The 21,504-nt window shown below is 67.2% G+C and carries 13 protein-coding genes; 2 read left to right on the top strand and 11 right to left on the bottom strand.

The features are described 5' to 3' along the window. Window positions 1–105: 105 nt before the first annotated feature. A complete protein-coding gene (locus tag VGV37_RS28060; RefSeq protein ID WP_326883121.1) occupies window positions 106–411 on the bottom strand; it encodes a hypothetical protein in 306 nt (101 codons plus the stop codon). A 101-nt stretch (window positions 412–512) separates the two neighbouring features. After that, window positions 513–1,478, bottom strand: coding sequence for a LysR family transcriptional regulator (locus VGV37_RS28065; protein ID WP_326883123.1), 966 nt, complete (start codon window positions 1,476–1,478; stop codon window positions 513–515). 104 nt (window positions 1,479–1,582) lie between these two features. Between VGV37_RS28065 and VGV37_RS28070 the strand changes: the two genes are divergently transcribed. Further along, the gene (locus VGV37_RS28070) at window positions 1,583–4,240 is read left to right on the top strand and encodes a 2-oxoglutarate dehydrogenase E1 component (protein WP_326883124.1); all 2,658 of its coding nucleotides are present in this window, start codon (window positions 1,583–1,585) and stop codon (window positions 4,238–4,240) included. 6 nt (window positions 4,241–4,246) lie between these two features. Here VGV37_RS28070 and VGV37_RS28075 read toward each other — a convergent pair whose 3' ends face one another. The 9 genes from VGV37_RS28075 to VGV37_RS28115 form a co-directional block, all read right to left on the bottom strand. Further along, on the bottom strand, window positions 4,247–5,422 hold the full coding sequence (locus VGV37_RS28075) for an FAD-binding oxidoreductase (RefSeq protein ID WP_326883125.1): 1,176 nt from the start codon (window positions 5,420–5,422) through the stop codon (window positions 4,247–4,249). Between the two features lie 294 nt (window positions 5,423–5,716). Then, window positions 5,717–6,997: a cytochrome c gene (locus VGV37_RS28080; protein ID WP_326883126.1), complete on the bottom strand. Its 1,281-nt coding sequence runs from the start codon at window positions 6,995–6,997 to the stop codon at window positions 5,717–5,719. Next, entirely contained in the window at window positions 6,994–8,772 is a 1,779-nt protein-coding gene (locus VGV37_RS28085) for a GMC family oxidoreductase (protein ID WP_326883127.1), read from the bottom strand. Before VGV37_RS28085 ends, VGV37_RS28080 begins: the two co-directional genes overlap by 4 nt. Before the next feature lie 2 nt (window positions 8,773–8,774). Then, window positions 8,775–9,521 carry a gluconate 2-dehydrogenase subunit 3 family protein gene (locus VGV37_RS28090; RefSeq protein ID WP_349256470.1) on the bottom strand — a complete coding sequence of 249 codons (747 nt, stop codon included), beginning with the start codon at window positions 9,519–9,521 and terminating at the stop codon, window positions 8,775–8,777. A 70-nt stretch (window positions 9,522–9,591) separates the two neighbouring features. Continuing rightward, window positions 9,592–10,380, bottom strand: a complete 789-nt coding sequence (locus tag VGV37_RS28095; protein WP_326883128.1) for an SDR family NAD(P)-dependent oxidoreductase — start codon at window positions 10,378–10,380, stop codon at window positions 9,592–9,594. A 32-nt stretch (window positions 10,381–10,412) separates the two neighbouring features. Then, complete coding sequence (locus tag VGV37_RS28100; RefSeq protein WP_326883129.1) at window positions 10,413–11,798, bottom strand: aminotransferase class I/II-fold pyridoxal phosphate-dependent enzyme; 1,386 nt, start codon at window positions 11,796–11,798, stop codon at window positions 10,413–10,415. After that, complete coding sequence (locus tag VGV37_RS28105) at window positions 11,795–19,183, bottom strand: SDR family NAD(P)-dependent oxidoreductase (protein ID WP_326883130.1); 7,389 nt, start codon at window positions 19,181–19,183, stop codon at window positions 11,795–11,797. Before VGV37_RS28105 ends, VGV37_RS28100 begins: the two co-directional genes overlap by 4 nt. 154 nt (window positions 19,184–19,337) lie before the next feature. Further along, window positions 19,338–19,607, bottom strand: a complete 270-nt coding sequence (locus tag VGV37_RS28110; protein ID WP_326883131.1) for a hypothetical protein — start codon at window positions 19,605–19,607, stop codon at window positions 19,338–19,340. Further along, complete coding sequence (locus VGV37_RS28115; protein ID WP_326883132.1) at window positions 19,594–20,490, bottom strand: LysR substrate-binding domain-containing protein; 897 nt, start codon at window positions 20,488–20,490, stop codon at window positions 19,594–19,596. Before VGV37_RS28115 ends, VGV37_RS28110 begins: the two co-directional genes overlap by 14 nt. Before the next feature lie 127 nt (window positions 20,491–20,617). On the opposite strand from VGV37_RS28115, the gene VGV37_RS28120 reads away from it, so the two are divergent. After that, window positions 20,618–21,493, top strand: a complete 876-nt coding sequence (locus VGV37_RS28120; RefSeq protein WP_326883133.1) for a PhzF family phenazine biosynthesis protein — start codon at window positions 20,618–20,620, stop codon at window positions 21,491–21,493. Window positions 21,494–21,504 lie beyond the last annotated feature (11 nt).

The raw sequence follows: 21,504 nt of genomic DNA on the forward strand, positions 1-21,504 counted from the left end.
ATCGTCCAAACCATCCACCAGGCCGCGTGACACGCTTCCACGACGGCCATTTTCCCCGGGGGCATGCCCCCGGGGAAAACAAGAACGAAGCGGACAGATCACGAGCTACCAAAACCGGACAGCTTGACGAGCTAGCGACACCTCGTCGAAGGCGGATAGGGCGGCACGGCCTTCCGGCTCGACGAGGGCGACGGTCGGATCCGGCCCGGCGAACTGCTTGATGGTTTCGATCGAGTCCCACAGCGTGACGGCGAGAAATTCCACCTCTCCGTCGGCTTCGCGCCGCAGCAGATAGGCGCCCCGATGCCCAGGGATCTCCTTCAGGTGCGGTGCTACGGCGGTCGTGAAATGGTGGAAATAGGCGTCGGCTTTCGCGATCGTCGCCGTGCCACGCCAGGTCCGAGCAATCATTTCGTCCTCTCCTCATCACCCTCGACAGCGCGAGCATACGGCCGATCCAGCACCGGCTGACGGACCCGGGGGTCAGTAACAGCTATGCCGATCGGGCATGATCAAAGGCCGCCATCCTTGCCCGCTCCATCGGGATGGCGCGTGAGGCCATGGATGCGGCCCTTGAGCACGCCGGTCTCGATGCATCGCTCGACCTCGGCCTGCACGAGGCGCAGCAGGACGTGGGTCGCCCTGGAGATCGGGCGGTGCGACGGCGTCGCGGTCACCAGCATCGCCCGCATTTGCGCCGATGCGATGGGACGCGCGCGCAGACGCCCTGCCAGCACCTCCTGATGGACCGCACCGAACGGCAGGATGGTCGATCCGGCCCCGGCCTCGACGAGCTGCTTCAGCGCCGCAATCGAATCGAGCTCCATTGCGATGGTCAGGTCGATCTTCGCTCGTCGCGCCGCCGCATCGATGACGCGCCGGAAACCGTTCTCCGGTCCGGGCAGGACCAGGGGCAGGGCGGCGATGTCGGCCATGTCGAGCGCGGTCGGGTCGCCGGAACCTCCGGCCGGCTGGATCAGGAAGAAATCCTCCAGCAGCAGGGGCGACACGACCAGATTCCGGTCCCGCCGCGCGTCATAGAGCACGGCGAGGTCGAGCCGGCCGCTCTCGATCCATTCCAGCAGCGTGCTGCTGAATGCCTCGTGCACGCGCAGCGTCGCTTCAGGACAGGCTTCGCGGAAGCGCTGGGCGAGCGGGGCAGCAAGCGTGTTGCCGATCGAAGGCGGCACGCCGAACGTCACGACGCCGGTCGGTCGGTCGCCCTGCGCGAGAAGCGCTTCCTTCACATCGACCAGTCGCTGCAGCAGCGGGCGGACGGCATCGGCCAAGGTCCGCCCGGCCTCCGTCAGGGTCACGCCGCGGCCGTGGCGATAGAACAGGCTGGTCCGCAGCTCCTGCTCCAGCTTCTGGACCTGCCGGCTGAGCGCAGGCTGGGTCATCCCCAGCTTGACCGCTGCCCGCGAAAAGCTGCCCGCATCCGCCACCATCACGAAATAGCGCAGTTCGAGCAGTTCCATGCCTCATCTCCCATGCCGATCGATCATATCTGATAGAGGCGGGCGACGCACCCCGTCCCCAAGCGGAGCGGGCTAAGCTGCAGGTGAAACCAACCGGGGCACCGATGCTGAACGCATCCTCACCGCTGGCCGCCGTCAGCGCCGACTATCTCGCCATGCTCGAAGACCGGTACGACACCGATCCCGGTTCGATCGAGCCCGGATGGCGCGTCGTCTTCGACCTGCTGCGCGACGTCGATGCCGGCGCGCCATCGCGTTCCGGCGCGGCGTTGATGGCAGCGATCGCCGCCTATCGCGACCGCGGCCATCGGCAGGCGGATCTCGACCCGCTGGGTTTGGCCGTCCCGTCGGGACTGTCGGAGCTCGACCCCGCGCGCCTCGCCCGGATCGTCGCTGCCGTCACGCAGGCAGTGCAGACGCCGGCAGGTGAAGCGGCGGCGATCGAGCGGTTCCGGTCGACCTATTGCGGCACGCTCGCGGTCGAAGCCGCGCATATCGACGATCCGACCGTGCGGGACTGGATCCAGGACGCATTCGAAAGCCGATCCCCGGCGCCCGACATCGCGGCGCGTCGCCGCGCGCTCGACCTGCTGACGGCAGCCGAAGAGTTCGAGCGCTTCATGGCGCTGAAGTTCCCGACCAAGAAGCGCTTCGGGGCGGAGGGCGCCGAAGCGCTCGTGCCGCTGCTGGACCGGCTGTTGCGCAATGCTGCGCAGGCCGGCGTGACGGAGGTCGTGATCGGCACGATGCACCGCGGCCGGCTCAACATCGCCGCCAACGTGCTGGGCAAGCCGCTGGTCCAACTCCTCGCCGAGTTCAAGGGGAGCTTTCCGTTCGCGGGCGATCCCGTCGCCGCCGACGTGCCCTACCACTTGGGGCACGAGGCTGACCTGCTGTTCGACGGACGGCCGCTCCGCGTGACCCTGGCACCGAACCCGTCCCATCTCGAGGCGGTGAAGCCGGTCGTCCTCGGCCGGGTGCGGGCGCGTCAGGACCTGGCGGAGGATCCTCGCCGCATTCTCTGCGTGCTCATTCACACCGACGCGAGCGTGGTCGGCCAAGGCATCGTCGCGGAGACATTGCAGCTGGGCGGCGTTGCCGGCTTCACCACGGCGGGCACCGTCCATATCGTCGTGAACAACCAGATCGGCTTTACGACCGAGCGGGCCGAGGCCCGGACCAGCCTGCATTGCACCGGCCCGTGGAAGGCCGTCGACAGCCTCATCCTGCATGCCAATGGCGACGATCCGGATGCGACGCTGCGCGCAGCCGATCTCGCCGTCGCCTTTCGCCAGGCCCACGGGCGCGACGCGGTGATCGACCTCGTCTGCTATCGGCGCAACGGCCATAACGAGATCGACGAGCCGCGCTTCACCCAGCCGTTGCTGTACCGGGTCATCGACGAACACCCGACCGTGACCGCGCAATTCGCCGCGCGGTTGACGGCGGAAGGCGTCGTCTCTGCCGATGGGGTCGCGGCGTCGGTCGTCCGATCGCAGGCAACGCTGCACCAGGCGTTCGCGGCCGCCGCTGCCTATCGGCCGAACCACAGCGGCCTGTTGGATGCCCCATCCGCGGAAGGCGCCCAGCCGTCGACCGGCATTGCGGAGGCGCGGCTGCACGACCTGTTGTCCGTCCTTGCCTCCCCGCCGGACGACATGAATTTCGACAAGAAAATCGAACGGATCGTTCGCCAGCGCGGGCAAGCCGCGGAGACCGGTGTGCCCTGGGCGGTGGCCGAAGCGCTCGCGTTCGGCAGTCTGCTGACCGAGGGGGCCGCGATCCGGCTCAGCGGCCAGGACGTGGTGCGCGGCGCCTTTTCCCATCGCCATTTCGCGCTGACCGACAACGAGACCGGCCGGCGGCACGTCAGCCTCGGCCATGTCGAGGCCGTGCAGGCACGCTTCACGGCGATCAACAGCCCGCTGTCCGAATATGCGGTGCTGGGTTTCGAATATGGCTACAGCCTCGAACGACCCGACGCGCTGACGATCTGGGAGGCGCAGTTCGGCGATTTCGCCAACGGCGCCCAGATCGTCATCGACCAGTTCGTGGCGAGCGGCGAGGAGAAATGGCGGCAGAGCTCCGGGTTGGTCCTGCTGCTTCCTCATGGGCTGGAGGGCCAGGGGCCGGAGCATTCTTCCGCGCGCATCGAGCGGTTCCTGCAACTCGCGGCCCGGGACAATATCCAGATCGCCCATCCCTCCACACCGGCGAATTATTTCCACCTGCTGCGCCGGCAGGCCCGTGCCACGCGGCAGAAGCCGCTGATCGTCATGAGCCCGAAGACGCTGCTGCGGTTGCCGGCCGCCGTTTCTGCCATGGCGGCGTTCGGTCCCGGCAGCGCATTCCAGCCGGTGATCGCGTCGTCGCTGGGCGCGTCGGCCCGGGCGGTGCTGCTGTGCAGCGGCAAGATCGCCTACGAGCTGGAGCGCGAGCGGGACCGCGTCGGTGCCGAGGATCTCGCCATCGTCCGGCTGGAACAGCTCTATCCCCTGCCGACCAGTGCCTTGCTGGCGATCTTCGTCGAGTGGCGTGCGGCCCGGTTCGCCTGGGTCCAGGAAGAACCCTCGAACATGGGCGCTTGGAGCTATCTCGATCGCCGCCTGGAGGCTTTGCTGGAGCAGGCAGGGGCGCAGTATGCCCGCACGGCCGTCATCGCACGGCCGGAATCGCCCTCGCCGGCCGGCAGCTTCCACGGCGACCACGATCGGGACCAGAGCCGCCTGGTCGAGCAGGCGTTTGCCTGGGCAGCCGGCTGACGTCGGTCAGATGATGTTGAGCTCCCGCACCGGGCTCCGCGTCAGCAGCCGACCGAAATCGAACAGCCGCAGGTCCAGCGCGCGATACTCGCCATACAGGATCAGCTCGGCGATGCCTCGACCGACGGCGGGGGACTGCTGCATCCCGTGGCCGCTGAAGCCGTTGGCGAAATAGCAATTCTCGATCCCGGGCGCGGTGCCCAGAATCGCGTTCTGATCGAACGTGTTCATTTCGTAGTATCCGGCCCAGGCGCTCGCCATCTTGATCGCCTCGAACGCCGGCACCCGGGCGGCGAGCGTCGGCCAGACCACGTCGTCGAACAGGTCGTACTCGACGTCGAGGTTCGCATGGCCGGCCTCGCTCGGGTCGCGCGGCGGCGGCCCGGCGATATACCGGTTGCCCTCCGGACGAAAATAGAGCCCGCTCGGATCGATGACGAGCGGGCAGTCCGCCAGCGATTCCTTGCAATCGAACACGAAGACGCAATGCTTTTCCGGCACGACCGGCAATGCGATGCCGAGCCTTTTGGCGACCTCGCCCGCCTGGGGGCCAGCGGCATTCACGAGTTTGCCGCAGGCGATGCGCGTTCCGTCGTCCAGGACGATCGCGGTCACCCGGCCGTGATCGGCCTCGAACGCGACGGCTTCGCCGGTTCGATAGACCGCACCCAGGGATCGCGCCTTGCGCCGGAACGCCTGGAGCAGGCTGTAGCCGTCGAACCAGCCTTCGCCGGACAGGCCCAGCGATCCGGCGGCGAGGTCGCCCGTGGCGAGCCAGGGGAACCGCTGACCGAGCGCCGTCGGGGTCAGAAATGCGACATCGACACCTTGTTGGCGTTGGGTCTGGTGGTTTGCCTCGAGGATGGGCAATCCGGTCTCCGTCGCCAGGTAGAGATAGCCGCGCTCGACGATGTCGAGTTCCGGCGCTTCGCCGTCGACCGACAGGTGGGCCGCGATATCCTTCATGAAAGCCATGCCATAGACGGACATCGCGATGTTGAGCGGCGTCGAGAATTGCTGGCGTATCGAGCTTGCCGACAGGGCCGAGGACGCCATCCGATAGGTCGGGTCGCGCTCGACGACCAGGACGGACAGTCCGGGATCCATCGACAGCAGGTTGAAGGCGATGGCACTGCCGATGACGCCCCCGCCGACGATCGCAACGTCCACTCGTTCCATCATGATGCGCAAGCACTCTGGTAGCCAAAACCGATCGACGGGGAGTGTAGGCATGTCGTGCGCATCATGGAACATCGACCGTATGGTTCTGCGCTATCCGCCATCATCCACGCGACGTCGCGCCGGGATCAGGCCGCTTGGAGCTGTACCAGATATGTCCGTGGCGTATGGCGGCTCGCCCGATTCGCGCCGACGCGACGGCAAGCAATTTATTTCAAGACGGGCTTTCGCCGATCAGGCGCGCTTTGAAGGCCCGGATCGATGGATGCCAGCGGCCTATCCTCTTGGGGCGCGGCCTTATCCCATATGCCCTCTCACGGATTTCACGTCCCGGTCCGTGATCGGCGGCGCCTGGTTGCCCCAGCTGTTCCGGATCAGATTGACGATGTCGGCGGCATCCTGATCGCTCAGGCGATCGCCGAACGGCGGCATGGTGAAGGACGAAGGTGCCGCCGCAGTCGCCGGCAGTGTCGAGCCCTTCAACACCACCGAAATCAGGGCGGTGGGATCTTTCTGCAGCACCGCCGGATTGCCGGCAAGGCGAGGGAAGACACCGACATAGCCCATCCCATCGGTTCGATGGCAGGCAGCACAGCTATCCACGTACGCTGCCGCACCCGGACGGCCGAGGTCGCCGGCGCGCAGCGCCGCAGCCGTCCTGTCGGCGACGACCGGTCGGGCCAAGGGAGCATCCTCGGTCGGCGGAAGTGACTTCAGATATTTCGCGATGGCCTGCAGATCTCCATCGCTCAGATATTGCGTGCTGTGCCTGACCACATCAGTCATCGAGCCGAAGACGGCGGCATGATCGGTCCGACCGGTCTTGAGCAGCCGAGCGATCTCCTGCTGGTTCCATCCGGCGAGCCCGGTTCCGGCCTCGCCGCGCAGGCTGGGCGCAATCCAGCCGTCGACCACCGGGCCGCCCGCCAGGAACAGGGCGCCCCGGTCGTCGAGCGCCTTTTCCTGATCGCCGATGCCGCGTGGCGTATGGCAAGCGCCGCAATGTCCCAGCCCTTCGACCAGATAGGCGCCGCGATTCCAGTCGGCGTCCTTGGTCCTGTCCGCCTCGAACGGCTTGCCGGCGAAGCCCGCATCCCAGATTGCCAGCGGCCAGCGCATGCTGAGCGGCCAGATCACCCCGTTCTTTCGGTTCGGCTGATCGACGGGCGCCACGCCCTTCAGGAAATAGGCATAGAGCGCCCGCATATCCGCCTCGGTCAGCTTGGCGAACGACGGATAGGGCATGGCCGGATACAGATGCCGGCCATCGGCCGCTACACCCTTGCGCATTGCCCGATCGAAATCCTCGAACCGATAGGTGCCGATCCCAGTCTTGGCATCGGGGGTGATGTTGGTCGAGTAGATCGTTCCGAACGGCAGGGCGAACGGCAGCCCACCTGCCATGTCCTTGCCACCCGGTGTGGTGTGGCAGGCGACGCAGTCGCCGGCGCGCGCAAGATAGGCGCCGCGCTGGATATCGTCTGCGGGCGACGTCTGCGCCAATGCCGGCGACGCCGAGAGCAGCCCGGCGGCGAGCAGCGCGGTTCGGGCCTTCTTTGGCGATGGTGCGCGACTCAAATCGGCACCAGAGGGCCGGGGTTTTTCAGATAGTCCGTCCGGATCGCATGGGCCGAGAAATACGCGAGCGCTGCCATCATCCCGGTCGGATTGTAGCCGGTACCCTGCGGAAAGGCGGAGGAGCCGATGACGAAGACGTTCGGCACGTCCCAACTTTGCAGAAATTTATTCACGGCACTGGTCTTCGGATCGGCGCCCATGATCGCCCCGCCGACGAGATGCGTCGTCTGGTAATTCCGCACGTCGAAATGATCGCCGAACTTCTTGACGCTGACCGACACCTGCTTCGGGCTCATCGACTTGAGGATCTCGGTCAACTTGCCGACCACGTAACGGGTCATCTTGATGTCGTTCTCCTTCCAGTCGAACGTCATGCGCAGCAGCGGCTGGCCATGGATGTCGCGATAGGTCGGATCGAGATCGAGGAAACAATCGCGATAGGACATGTTGCTGCCGTGGGAATCGGCGGACAGCGTGTGGGCGTAATAGTCCTTCGCCGCCTTCTTCCAGGTGGTACCCCACTTCGGCGTGCCCTCGGGCAGTGCCAGACCGGCGATCGGCTTTACGCCGGATTGATTGACCCAGCAGGGCGACCCGCCGACGAAGCCCAACGGACCGTGGTCGAAATTATCGGCATTGAAATCGTCGATCGCCTGGCCGCCGCCGCCGGTGCCGATGAATGGATTGGTATGCACGTCGGGGCCGAAGAACGCCTTCACGGTCCCCATGTTCTGGTAGGCGAAATTCTTACCGACCGTACCCTCGCCGCTGGCGACATCGTACGGTTTGCCGATCCCCGACAGCAGCATCAGCCGGACGTTGTGGAACTGGAATGCCGAGAGGATGACCAGGTCGGCCTGCTGTTCGATCTCGCGGCCCTGCGCGTCGACGTAGGTAACGCCGGTCGCCCGCTTGCCCGAGCCGTCGAGATTGACCTTCAGCACATGGGAATTGGCCCGAAGCTCGAAATTCGGCTTCAGGCGCAACGCCGGCAGGATGTTCACGTTCGGCGAGGCCTTGGAATACATGTAGCAGCCGAAACCGCCGCAATAGCCGCAGAAGTTGCACGGCCCCATCTGCGCGCCGTAAGGGTTCGTGTAAGGCCCCGACGCATTGGCTGCAGGCAGCGGATAGGGATGGTAGCCGAGGTTGGTGGAAGCCTTGGCGAAGAGTTCGGCCGAATAGACGTTCTTCAGCGGCGGCAGGGGATATTCGCCCGATCGGGGGCCCTCGAAATGATTGCCGCCGCCGACGATCTTGCCATTGATGTTGTTCGCCTTGCCCGAGGTGCCGAAGACCTTTTCCGCCTTGTCGAAGAACGGTTCGAGCTCGTCATAGGTCACCCCATGGTCCTGGACGGTCATGCCCTCGGGGATGAACCCCTTGCCGTAGCGCTCCTCGTAATGCGACCGAAGGCGCAACTCATCGGGCGTGATGCGGAAATGCACCCCGGACCAATGCGCGCCCGCGCCACCCACCCCGTCGCCCGGATTGAAGGCGCCGAACTGTCGGTAGGGCACGGCCCGGTCGCCGGGCGCATGGCGGATCGTGACGGTCTCGCGCGAGAGATTCTGAAACAGCTTGCCGCGCACGGCATAGGTCAACTCGTCGATCACCTTGGGATAGGCGAAGTCCGGGTACGTGTCGCGATTCTGGCCTCGCTCGAGGGCGACGACGTTCAGCCCGGCTTCGGTCAGCTCCATGGCAAGGATCGAGCCCGCCCAACCGAAACCCACGATGACCGCGTCGACTGGCTTCGGCGAAGCGGCGGCCACGGCTATCCCCTCGCGCCGGAAATGCCGACCGGCCCGATCGGATAGGGTTTGCCGTATTGATCGACCCAATCCATGAAATCGGCGCGCGCACCCGGAAAGCCGATCATCTTCCACCCACCCATATCTTTGTTGCCGCCATGGATCGGGTCGCTGAAATAGCCTTCCTTCGTGTTCTCCAGCAGCATGCCGAAGAACAGGTTTGCCGGGACGTCCGGGAACTCGATCTTCTTGCCTTCCATCCGGCTCAGCAGATCATCCTGGGTGGCGGCGTCGAGTTCGGCAAAACGCTTGCCGCTCTTGTTGTCGTGCACCCAACGATCCGCGGCGGCGATGCCGAGGCGATAGATGTCGCGCGGCGTAAACTTCATCTGGTAGCCGAGTTCGGGCGGCGCCTCGTAGAAGGGACCCTGCATGTACCAGAGCGCGCCCTGGGCGTAGGGGGTGTCCATCTGGCGATCGATGAATTCGGGCACGCCGGCCTCGACCGCGCCAGGGCCTTCCGCATCGGGCGGGATCAGACGATCGACCGCTGCACGAAGAAACGCCCACTCCTCGGCCGTGAAGAATTTGGGTTGATAGGCCGGTGGCTCGGCAGCCGCACCGGTTCCGCCAACCGCCATCCCGGCAGCCAGCGCCGCGGGTACCGCCCCCAACGATCCTCGAAGAAAATTCCGACGGTCGAGCGATTTGCCTGATGTCGACATGAGAACCCCCGTGGCGATAACGGGATTCAGGCGCGAAAATCCCATCCTTCGCAAAAATAGCGCATTGCCATTTTTTACCTGGCCGGCGAGGCGGTGCGGCTTAGACCAGGGCTATTCAGTCGCGTGGGGCGACGTGGAAGCGGATGTCCTTGGTCGCGAGCCGCACGACGAATTCCGGGAAGAACGGCGAGATCAGCGACAGCAGATAGAGCTGCGTCGGAAAGCCGATCACCGGCTTGTTGCGGGCGATGCCGGCCCCGATCAGGCGGGCTGCCTCATCGGCCCCGATCTTGTGCGGGTGGTTGCCGATGTGGGTTTCCGTCATCGCGGAGGTGACATAGCCGGGGCAGACGACGGAGACGCGGATTTTTTCACCGGCGACCGCGCCGCGCAACGCCCGGCCATAGGACAGCAGCCCGGCCTTGCTGGCGCTATAGGCCGGGGCGTCCGGCAGGGGCGACAGGGCGGCCAGCGAACTGACCAGCACGATATGGCCGCGACGCCGCGCCCGCATCGCCGGCAATAGCGCATGCAGCGTGTCGACGGCGCCCAGCAGGTTGATCTCGATCACGCGCCGCGCGATCTCGGCATCTTCGACCACACCGTCCGCATGCCGACCATCGAGCACGCCTGCATTGGCGATCAGCAGATCGACCGGATGACGCGCGTCGAACCCGGTCAGGAAGCCGGTCAGGGCCGATCGGTCGCGAAGATCGAGCAATCCTTGCACGACCGTCCCACCGGCGGCCTCGACCTCGGCTGCCACGACGCCCAGCCGGACGGGGTCCCGGCCGGTCAGCCCGAGCGTCACGCCGGGCCGCGCATAGAATTTCGCCAAGGCGGCGCCGATGCCGCTGGAGGCCCCGGTGATGACGATGTTCTGGAACGCGGCTTTGCTCGTCATCGGGACTCTCCTGAACCAACCGGACGGATCGGTTAGGATTTGAATTTCGCCATCATCAGCTTCGCCATGGTGCCGAGCGAGGGGCCGGACTGTTCGAGTCCGGTCAATTCCTCGCGGGTCGCCGCCACGACCGCGTCGATCTGGGCGGGCGTATGTTCCGACGAGATGAAGAACCGTAGACGCGCCGATTGCTCCGGCACGCCGGGCGGGACGATCGGGAAGGCGTTGTAGCCGCGCTTCAGCAGGCGATCGGCCAGCATGATGGTCCGCAGCGAATCGCCCAGGATGACCGGGATGACCGCATAGCCCCAGCTGGTGCCGACATCCAGCCCGGCGTCGCGCGCCTTTTGCAGGAACCGCTGGCCGTTTGCCTGCAGCCGTTCGACCCGTTCCGGCTCGCGCTGCATCAATTGGATGGCGGTCAGGGCCGCGATGGCAGCCGGCGCCGGGATGCCGACGCTGTAGACCATGCCGGGCGCGGTCAGCTTCAGGTAGTCGATCAGCACCCGGCTGCCCGCGACATAGCCACCGCAGCTGACCAGGGTCTTGGACAGGGTGCCCAGCCAGATATCGACCCGCTTCGGATCGACGCCGGCCATTTCGAAGATGCCCCGGCCGGTCTTGCCGAGGATGCCCAGGGCATGGGCATCGTCGACCATCAGCCAGCAGTCGAACCGTTCCTTGATATCGACCAGCCGGCCCAGGTCCGGCCCATCGCCATCCATGGAATAGAGGCCCTCGGACACGATCAGCACGCGCTCGAACCGGTCGCGCGTCGCGGCCAGGATGTCGGCCAGCGCATCCATGTCGTTGTGCGCGAACGACCGGCGCGTGGCGCCGCACAGCTGCGCGCCAACCACGACGCAATTATGGATCAGCGAATCATGCAGGATCAGGTCCTTGGGACCCAGCAGGGCCGCGATGGTCGAGACCGCGGTGGCATGGCCACTGACGAAGACCAGCGACGCCTCGGCCTCATAAACGTCGGCAAGCGCCCGTTCCAGGTCGTGGTGGAAGCCGCGCTCCCCGGCCGTGATCCGGCTGGCCGACACGCTGGTGCCCCATTGCTCGGTGGCCGCCGCCACGGCCCGGGTGATTTCCGGATGGCCGTTCAGGCCCAGGTAATCGTACGAGGCGAAATTGACGACGTCGTTGCCGTTGATGATGCTCAGCGCGCCGGCACGGGCATCGTGGGTCCGATAGAACGGGAAGCTCAGGCCCAGGGCATCGGCCAGGCCGCGTTGGGTACTCAGCTGCTGATAGGCGGGCAGGCTGGCGAACGACATGTCGTGCCGGCCGGCCCGGCTCGCCGGCGTGGCCTGGCTCGGCTTCTCGCCGACCGGCGCCCGGCGCATCGTATCGAGCAGGGCCGCCTTGACGCCGCGGGTCAGCCGGCCACGCACGCTTTCTTCGCTCACAGCAGGCTCGCTTCGGTCTTGCGGACCTTGAGCGCATCGGTGAACGCCACCAGGTCGTCGACGTCGACGTCGCCGGCGCCATGCTGCTGGATCAACTGCTGCTCGACGTCGCCTGCGGATTTACCGCCGGTGTCGGAGCGCAGTCCGGCGATCATGCGGGATGCCAGGTCGTTGACGCTGACGCCCGCGCTGAGTGCCACGATCGGCAACTCGACGCCGAATCGCTTTTCCAGGCCCATGCGCAGATCCAGGCTCATCATCGAATCCATTCCCAATTCGTCGAGCGGCCGACCGACCTCGATCTCTTCGGCCGACAGGCGGAAGATGCGCGCCACTTCCGACGCGACCAGGCGGGCCACGATCGTGCGGGCCTCGCCCTCGGTCTTGCCGGCGATCTGGGTCGCCAGATCGATGTCGGCTTCGAGGTCGCCGGCCTCGGCACTCGCGAACAGCTGGGCGAACGCCGGTGTGCGCAGCAGCTTCAGGCTCTGCAGCGCCGCGCCGGGACGGAAGGTGGCGCAATAGACCGTGGACGGGCAGGCGGGTCCCCGCGCCAGCAGCGCGTCGAGATGGGCGAGCGCCTCCCGCGACTGCATGGCGACGATGCCGCTGATCCGCTCCAGCTTCGCCGCCACGTCCACGTCGCGCGACAGGACGCCGACGTCGGCGATGGCACCCCAGCCGACGGCGAGGCCCGGCAAGCCTTCCGCGCGGCGTCGGCGCATCAGGCCCTGCAGATAGCCGTTCGCGGCGACATAGGCGCCCTGGCCCGGATTGCCGACCATGGTGGTCGCGGACGAGAAGGCGACGAAATAATCGAGTGCCGTGCCGCGGGTCGCCCGATCGAGATTGGTGGCGCCGTCGACCTTCGGTGCCAGCACCGCGCGGGTCCGGGCGGGCTCCAGCCCGGCGATCAGCCCGTCGTCCAGCACCATCGCCGTATGGATGACGCCGGCCAGGCGTCCATAGGCGCGCGTCAGCTTGGCGACGAGCGCGCCGACGGCCTGGGGATCGGTCACATCCAGCGCTTCGACCAGCAGCGCGGTCCCGGTGGCCCGGATCGCCGCCGCACGGGCCTGCAGATGAGGCTCGACCCGGCCGCGCCGCGAGGCGACGACGATGGTCTCGGCACCGCGTTCGGCCAGCCAAGCCGCGGCCTCGAAGCCGAACCCGCCGGCACCGCCGACCACCAGATGCACACCGGCGCCCGGCCTGAACGGTGCCGCGGTCACGCTGGTCGCGACCGGCTGCGCCGCGGGGCGCACGATCAGCTTGCCCACGTGGCCGGCCGCCTGCATCAGCTGGAACGCCTTGCCCACGTCGGACCAGTCGAAGGCGCGATGGGGCAGGGGCAGGAAGTCGCCGCTTTCGAAATGCCGGACCAGGTCGCCCATCAGCCGGTTGGCCAGCGGCAGGTTTGCCGCGAGCAACTGGTCCAGATCGACGCCGAAATAGGTCAGGTTGCGGCGGAACGGGCGCAGGCCCATCGCCGTGTTCAGCACGTAGTCGCGCTTGCCCATCTCGACGAAGCGGCCGAACGGCTTCAGGCACTTGATGCTGGCCTGCATCGCCTCGCCGGCCAGCGAGTTCAGCACGATGTCGACGCCGCCGATCTCCAGGCGGATCGCGTCCAGGAACGCGGTGCTGCGCGAGTTGTAGACCTTCTCCGCGCCGAACAATTCGACCAGCGCGCGCTTGTCGGGCGAGCTGACGGTGGCCGCGACCCGCGCGCCACGCAGCTTGGCGATCTGGATCGCCGCCAGGCCCACGCCGCCGGCGGCACCATGGATCAGCACCCATTCGCCCGGCTGGATCTGCGCCAGATGCACCAGCGAATACCAGGCGGTCAGGAACGCGACCGGGATCGTCGCCGCGGCCTCGACCGACAGGCCGTCCGGCACGGCGGTGAAGACCCGCGCATCGGCGGTGCTATGGGTGGCGAAACTCTCGCGCCCGAAGCCCATGACCGCATCGCCGGCTGCCAGGTGGGTCACGTCCGACCCGACCCGCAGGACCCGACCGGCGCATTCGAAGCCGAATACCGCGCCGGCAAGGCCGTCGTCGAGCACGTCGTCGTCCAGCAGGCCGGTCGCCAGCATGACGTCGCGGAAATTGAGGCCCGCCGCCGCGATCTCGATCTCGACCTCGGTTGGTCCGGGGGCCCGCCGCTCGGCTTCGATCCAATCGAACTTCGCTTGCAGACCACGCGCACGCAGGCTCAACCGCGCGGCCGGCACTGCGGTACCGGCATCCGGCAGGCCGGGAATTGTCCGGATCGCGGAGACGCCGCTGCCATTGATCAGCAGTTCCGCATCGGCACCGGGGGCCGCGATCAGGCCGGCCAACTGCGCCGCCGCCGCCGCCGCGTCCATGTCCAGCGCCACGTCGACCAGCTTGAGCTCGACCGACGGATATTCGTTCATCGCGACCCGGGCGAAGCACCAGACGGCCTCGGCGATCGGATCGATGGCGTCGGCCGACGCGGAGTCGAGGCCGCGCACCAGGATCCACAACCGGCATTTTCCGGTCTGCACCTCATTCAGAATCGCGGCCAGATGCGCGATGGAACGATCGAGCCCGCCATCGGCGGCGGTAAAGCCCGGGAACACCAGGTCGACGGTGTCGTTCGGCGAGAGCGTGGCGCAGGCGTCCCGCCACGCCGGTGCGAAATCGCCCGGCTGGTCCATGGCGAGCATCCGCACCGACCGGCCCTCGACACGCGCGGTGTGCGCGAGCTGTGCCAGCAGTGGCGACTCGTCTTCGATCAGCAGCATTGGCGTCGGGGCGGCGGGTCGCGCCGCTTCACGGACGTCCGGACGTGCCACGAGCACGCTGCCCACGCCACCGCCCAGCGAGCAGGTGTCGATGGCACCGAACCCGGAGGCGACCAGCAGCCGGCTTGATTCCTGCGCCGCCGCTAGGCGGCCGACCGGGAATTGCGGGTTGAGCGAGTTCGCGAACCAGCCTTCGGCGGTGCCCAGCAGCAGGTCGAACACCGCATTGTCGGGCGGCTGCAGGACGCACAGCACGCCGTCCGGCGCCAGGCGCCGCGCGATGGCACGGCCCAGCGACGGATCGCCGTCGAATACCGGGCCATAGGCGAACCCCAGTGCCACATCGAACACGGCCTCGGCCGCATCGTCGGCTTCGCCGTCGATTTCGATGAACGTGACGCCGTCGGTTGCGCCATGGCGCGCCGCGGTGTGATGCAGGCGCTTGGCATCGACCCCGATCACCGTGACCGCCACGCGCGCTTCGCGCAGCAAGGGTGCGAGGCTCTGCAGGATGCCGGGACAGAACGGCTCGGCCACCAGCACCCGCAGGGGTTCCGGGGCCAGCCGGCCCTGCAGCGCGTCGCAAACCGCCAGGGCGGATGCCAGCACCGGGGCAAACAGGATCGAGCCCTGCTCGAACTGTTCCTGGATCGCGGTGCGGACCTGGATCGGCTGGCCGGACCGGAGCGCCGGCTCGAGTCCCGACAAGGCCTGCGCGGCGAGCACGATTTCCGGCGTCGCGTCGGAATAATCGGCGGCGAACGTCTGCAGGATCTCGCCCGGCGCCGGCAGCTCGGTCTCCGCCGCCAGCACCCATCCCTCGGGCGTGTCGGACGCCAGGCCGGCCCCGCGCAGGTTTTCGAGCAGCGCGAAGGCCAGCGGCAGGAACGCCTCGTCGATCGTCTGGTCGGCCTGGATCGGCGCGTCGCCGAACATGGACCGCAGGCATCGATAGGAGAGCGAGCGGGCGAAGGCGCCCAGGAACAGCCAGGAATCCGGCGCCGTTCCGAGCGATGCGCTTTGGATCGCCGCAGCGGCGATCGCCCTTGGATCATCGTCGCCAGCCCGGCGAACCAGGCGGACCAGCTTCTGCTGGAAGAACGGATTGGTGCGGATGTTGCGGTCCAGCACCACCGCACGGAACAGACCGCCGGTCATCCCGGCGACGAACGCGCCGTCCTGGCCGTACAGCTCGACCGAAATCGATAGCGATTGGTCGGTCTCGCGATCGACCACGAGGCGGGCGCGTGCCGGGACGGCATGGTCGCGGTCGACCCGAAGGGCGGCGAACCGGACCGGCAGATAGGCGTAGCGCTCGTCCACGCGCTGCTTGATGTTCTCGAACATCGCGTGGAACGCGGAATCGAGCGAAACCGGATGCAGGATCTGCTTGCGGCTGGCCGAACCGGCCGCCTCCTCGAACGGCGACAATTCGATCTCGATGACCGTATCGCTGCGCTCGGCATGGGTCACGCGGCGAAAGGCCGGACCGTAATTCACGCCGGCGGCGCGCGCACCGGCATAGACCTGGTCGGCCGTGATGTGGTGCGGCAGGTGCTGCTTCGGCACGGGGACGGGGGCCGGCGAGGCGATCTGCGTGATGCGTCCGCGGGCATGCAGCGTCCATTCGTCGGCGCCGAGGCGTGGCCGGCTCCAGATTTCGACGATCTGGGTGTCGCCGTGCAGCCGGACCGACAGTTCGCGCATGGCGTCCGGCTGCAGCGGCAGCCATTGCAGCAGGTCGAAATCCTCCAGCCCGATCGGGCCGTCCGGATGGATCTCGCGCGCCACCGCCAATGCCATCTCGGCGAAGGCAGTGCCCGGCACGACGATCTCGTCGTCGATGCGGTGATCCGCCAGATACGGCACCACGGTCGCGTCGATCAGGTTGCGCCATTCCGGCGTGCCCGCCGCCAGCCGTGCCCCGATCAGCGGGTGGCGCGGCGCGGTGCCGTAGAGATCGAGCGCTTCGCTGGTCTGCGGCTGCTGGAACACCTTCCGCTGCCAGGCATAGGCCGGCAACGAAACCGTGCCGTTCGGACGGGGGCCGAACAGCCGCTCGATATCGAGCCGGCAACCCTGCACCAGCGCCCGCGCCGCGATCATCGCCAGCGGATCGCCCTTGTCGTCCTTCTCGACCAGGCTCGCGATGACCGAACCGTCGAGACCGGCTTCGCCCAGCGTATCGGTCATGTTGCCGGTCAGGATCGGCCGCGGCCCGATCTCGACGAACAGGGTGGCGCCCTGGCGCCCGGCCGCCTCGACCGCCTCGTGGAAACGCACCGGTTCGCGCACGTTGCGCCACCAATATTCGCGGTCGAGGGCATGCCCATCCAACACGTCGCCGGTGACGGTCGAAATGAACGGGACGCTGCCCGCGCCCGCGCTGAACCCGCCGAGCGACGCCAGCAGCGGCAGGTGCAGCGGCTCCAGCAGGGTCGAATGGAACGGATAGGCGATGTCGAGCACGCGCACCGCGATCCGGCGCTTGCGGGCCGTGCGCGAGAATTCGCGGATGGCTGTTTCCGGACCGGAAATGGTCACGGAGGTCGGGCTGTTGATCGCGGCGATTTCCAGGCCGTCGAGACCGCTGCCGGCGATCAGTTCGAGCGCTTCCAGCCGGGGCAGGTTCGCCGCCGCCATGCCGCCCAGGCCGTGCACCGTCTCCTGCTGCTCGCTGCGATGGAAGATGACGTGGACGGCGTCGGCGAGGCTGAGCGCGCCCGCGGCCTCGGCCGCCGCGACTTCGCCCACGCTGTGGCCCAGCACCATGTCCGGCTTCAGGCCCCATTCCGCGAGGCTGGCCGTGAGCGCCGATTGCACGGCGAACAGCAACGGCTGGGCGATCCGCGTCTTCTTCAGCCGCTCGGCCAGCCCCTCGTCGTGCAGGGCCTCGACCAGCGACCAGTCGCCCAGGCGGCGGAAGATCTCGTCGATCGCGCGGAAATGTCGGCGGAACGCCTCGCTCTGCGCGAAAGCGACCCGGCCCATCCCGGCCCATTGGCAGCCGTTGCCGGAAAAGACGAAGCAGATCTTGGGCGTCCCGGACGGCGCCAGGCCGACGACACCGCCGGCGAGATTGCCGGTCTCCGCGAAATTGCGCAGTGACGCGGCCATTTCCGCCGGATCGGCCAGTGGCAGAGCCAGGCGATGACCGGCGAGGTCGCGCTGCCACGCCGTAGCCGCGGCGAGGGGGGCCGGGTCGCCCCCGGCGGCCAGGATGGCGGCATAGGTCGCGGCGGTCTCGCTCAGCGCCGGGCGGGAATGGGCGGATAAAACCAGGAGTTCAGGCGATCGGCCTGCAGCACCACTCGCGCGCGCGAAAGAAGACTCTGCTGCCTCCGGCTGGCGGATGACGACATGAGCATTGGTGCCGCCGAAGCCGAACGAAGAGATGCCCGCCAGCCACGTCCCGGTCTGGGGCAAGGTCACGGCCTCGGTCGCCACTGACAGATTGAGCGCGGCGAAGTCGATCCCCGGGTTGATCGCATCCAGATGCAGCGAGGCCGGCAGCTTGCGATGCTCGAGCGCCAGGATCGCCTTCAGCAGCCCGGCAAGGCCCGACGCCGGCTCGAGATGGCCGATGTTCGATTTGACCGAACCTATCGGCAGGGGCGTGTCGCGGCCCCGGCCCAGAGCCTCGCCGATCGCGGTCGCTTCCGCCGGGTCGCCGACACGGGTGCCGGTGCCGTGCGCTTCGACGAAGGCGAGGCGTCGGGTGTCGATCGCGCCCTGGCCGTAGAGCCGGTCCAGCAACTCCCGCTGCCCCTCGGCCGACGGCAGGGAGATGCCATTGGTCTTGCCGTCGGAATTGATGCCCGACGCGAGGGCGACGGCCCGGACGGGATAGTGGCGCGCTAGCGCGGTGTCGAGTTTGGCCAGCACCATCGCCACCGCGCCCTCGGCGCGGACATAGCCGTCGGCGTCGGCGGAAAATGGGCGGCACAGCCCGGTCGGCGACAGCATCGAGGCGCGAGAGAACCCGATGAAGGACATCGGCGACATCAGCAGGTTGACGCCGGCCACGATCGCCATGTCGATCCTTCCGCTCGAAATCGCCGTCTGGGCCTCGGCGAAGGCGACCAGGGACGACGAGCAGGCGGTATCGATCGTGAAGCTGGGGCCGCGCAGGTCGAAGATGTAGGAGATGCGGTTGGACAGGATCGACAGGGTATTCCCCGTCATGAAATGGCTTTCGATCGCCGCCGGATCGGTCGTGTGCAGGTTGCCGTAGTCGAGGCTGGACGCGCCGACATAGACGCCGACGTTCTTGCCGGCGAGCGCGCTGGGCGGCAGGCCGCTGTTCTCGAGCGCGCCCCACACCACCTCCAGCAGCAGACGCTGCTGCGGGTCCATCTCGGCGGCTTCGCGCGGCGAGATGCCGAAGACGATGGGATCGAACCCCAGCGGATCGTCGATGTAGCCGCCGGCAAAGGAATAGCTGAAACCGGGCTCCGCCACGCGGGGGTGAAGATAGCGCTCCGGCCGCCAGCGGCCTTCGGGCAGGGTGCCGACCGAACAGCGACCCTCGTCGAGCAGGCGCCAGAAGGCGCCCTCGTCGACCGCGCCGGGCAGGCGGCACGCTGCGCCGACGATGGCTACCGGCGACATCCGAACCCGTGCATCGCTTTCTATCCGTGACATGAGAACCTGAGTTTTCCGCAGCCTTGCCGATTACAGCAAACGTTCTGCATGAAAGCGGCTGCTAATCGAGGCATCTGCAGAAATCCAGGCGTCCTGCAAGAAATTTTCAGAATAACACCGATCAATAGAACGAACTTTCGGGCCAATTCATTGAAGGCGGCTTTTCTGAAAAAATGCGAGGCGCAAAGCCTCTTCTAACAAACGAACGCATCGATGCCAAGGTTTTGCCATTTGGCAATTTTCGCAGCTTTCGCTGATTGTCCGCGGCACCGGCGCGCCGTTTCTTACACGAATTTGCCGGCCCCGTCGCCTTTTCGGCTCGTTCCATCGGCTTCGGGTGAAAAGCCGAGCGTTGATGCGGATCACGCGTGGCGGCCTCAGCTTCGGTCACGGCCCAGTTCCCGCTTGAACCAGTCGCGCAACGCAGCCACTTCCGGGCGGATGCAGAGCCCGGGGGCGCTGGCGAAGAAATAGCTGTCGCCCGGCAGCACCTGGGGAAACGGCTGGACCAGCAGTCCCGATGCGAGGGCGTCGGCCGCCAAGACGAGGCTGACGATCACCACGCCCTGGCCTGCGATGGCCGCCTGCATGGCCAGCATGCCGTCGGTGAGACGCAGGCCCGGGCCGACATCCAGGTCCGGGACCCCGGCGCTCGCGCGCCAGCGCGACCAGTCCGGCGGCGGTTGCGGTCGGGTCCGGCCATCGACATGGATCAAGGCGGCGTGCCGCAGATCGGCGATCTCCCGGATATTCAGCCCCGGACTGCAGAGTGGTGCGAAAGCGTCGCCGATCAGAAGCGTCGCATCGACACCCGGAAACGGACCCTGGCCATAGCGGATGGCCAGATCGATGCCGCCGGGCGACAGGTCCGCCACGGCATCGGAGGCATGCAGGCGCAGGTCGAGCTCCGGCAGGACGCTGCGCACCTGGGCCAACCGCGGGATCAGCCATTGGCTGAGCAACGCCGTGGTCGCCGACAAGGTCAGGATCGCCGGCGCGCGGCGGACGCGAAGGCGTACCACCGCCTGGCCGATTTCGGCGAAGCCGGCGGCCGTGGCGTCGTAGAGGCCCCTGCCTTCCGGCGTCAGGGTGACGGCGCGCGGAGTGCGATGAAGCACGCGCACGCCCAGATGCTCCTCCAGTTGCCGGATCTGGTGGCTGATGGCGGTCGGCGTCACGAACAGCTCCGCGGCAGCGGCCTTGAAACTGGAGCGGCGCGCGGCGGCCTCGAAGGCGCGCAAGGCGGTCAGCGGCGGTAGATCGTGAATGGCCATGATGAATTGAAATCATCTTTTGAGTGAGGAATTCGATTTTGAATCCCAATTGGTAAGGGCTTATTTTCAGTGCTGTCAATGATCCGATGATGTCAATTCATCATTGATGGACGAGGAAGCCCCTGGAATGACCGAATTCGTTGCCGGCCTGATCGATGTGTTCGCCGAGACGCCGCTGAGCGGCAACCCGCTGGCCGTGGTGGAAGATGCGGACGCGCTCGATACGGATGCCATGCGCCGCATCGCGCGGGAATTCAATCAGGCGGAGACCACCTTCCTGTTGAAGAGCGAGCGGGCCGACTGGAAGCTGCGGTCGTTCACCGCCAGCGGCGCCGAAGTGTTCGGTGCCGGCCACAATGCCTTGGGCGCATGGCTGTGGCTCGGCTACCACGGCCACCTCGGTGCCCTGGAGACGGCGAAGACGTTCCATCAGGAAATCGGCGATGACGTCTTGCCGATCACCTTGCAGGCCCGGGATGGCCGTCTTCACGGCCGGATGCGGCAGGCGGCTTTGCGGCTGGGAACGCCGCTCGACACGTTGGAGCCGCTCGCCGAGGCGCTCGGTCTGCGCCTGGACGACCTGCGGACCGATCCGGCGCCGCGGGCGGCGGATACGGGTGCGGCCCACCTGATGGTGCGGGCGCTCGATCGTGCGGCGGTGGACCGCGCGGAGCCGTCGGCGGAGAAATTGGTGACGGTCCTGCGGTCCGCCGCGGCGGAGGGGTGCTATCTCTATGCCTTCGACCAGAGCGCGCCGGCCGACGCCTATGCCCGCTTCTTCAATCCCGCAATGGGGCTGTGGGAAGATTCGGCGACCGGCACCGCCGCGGGTCCGCTCACGGCCTATCTGGGCGCCCAGGGCCGGTTGGCCGCCGACAACGAACTGACGATCGAGCAGGGTGTCCGGATGGGGCGGCGCAGCCTGCTCCACGTCCGCCTCGCGCCCGATCCGGAATTGTCGGGATCGGGCGTCGTGGTCCTGCGTGGCGTGCTGCAGGTCTGAGGCGGATCCCG

The sequence above is a fragment of the Aliidongia sp. genome (assembly GCF_035943795.1).
Lineage (GTDB): Bacteria > Pseudomonadota > Alphaproteobacteria > ATCC43930 > CGMCC-115725 > Aliidongia.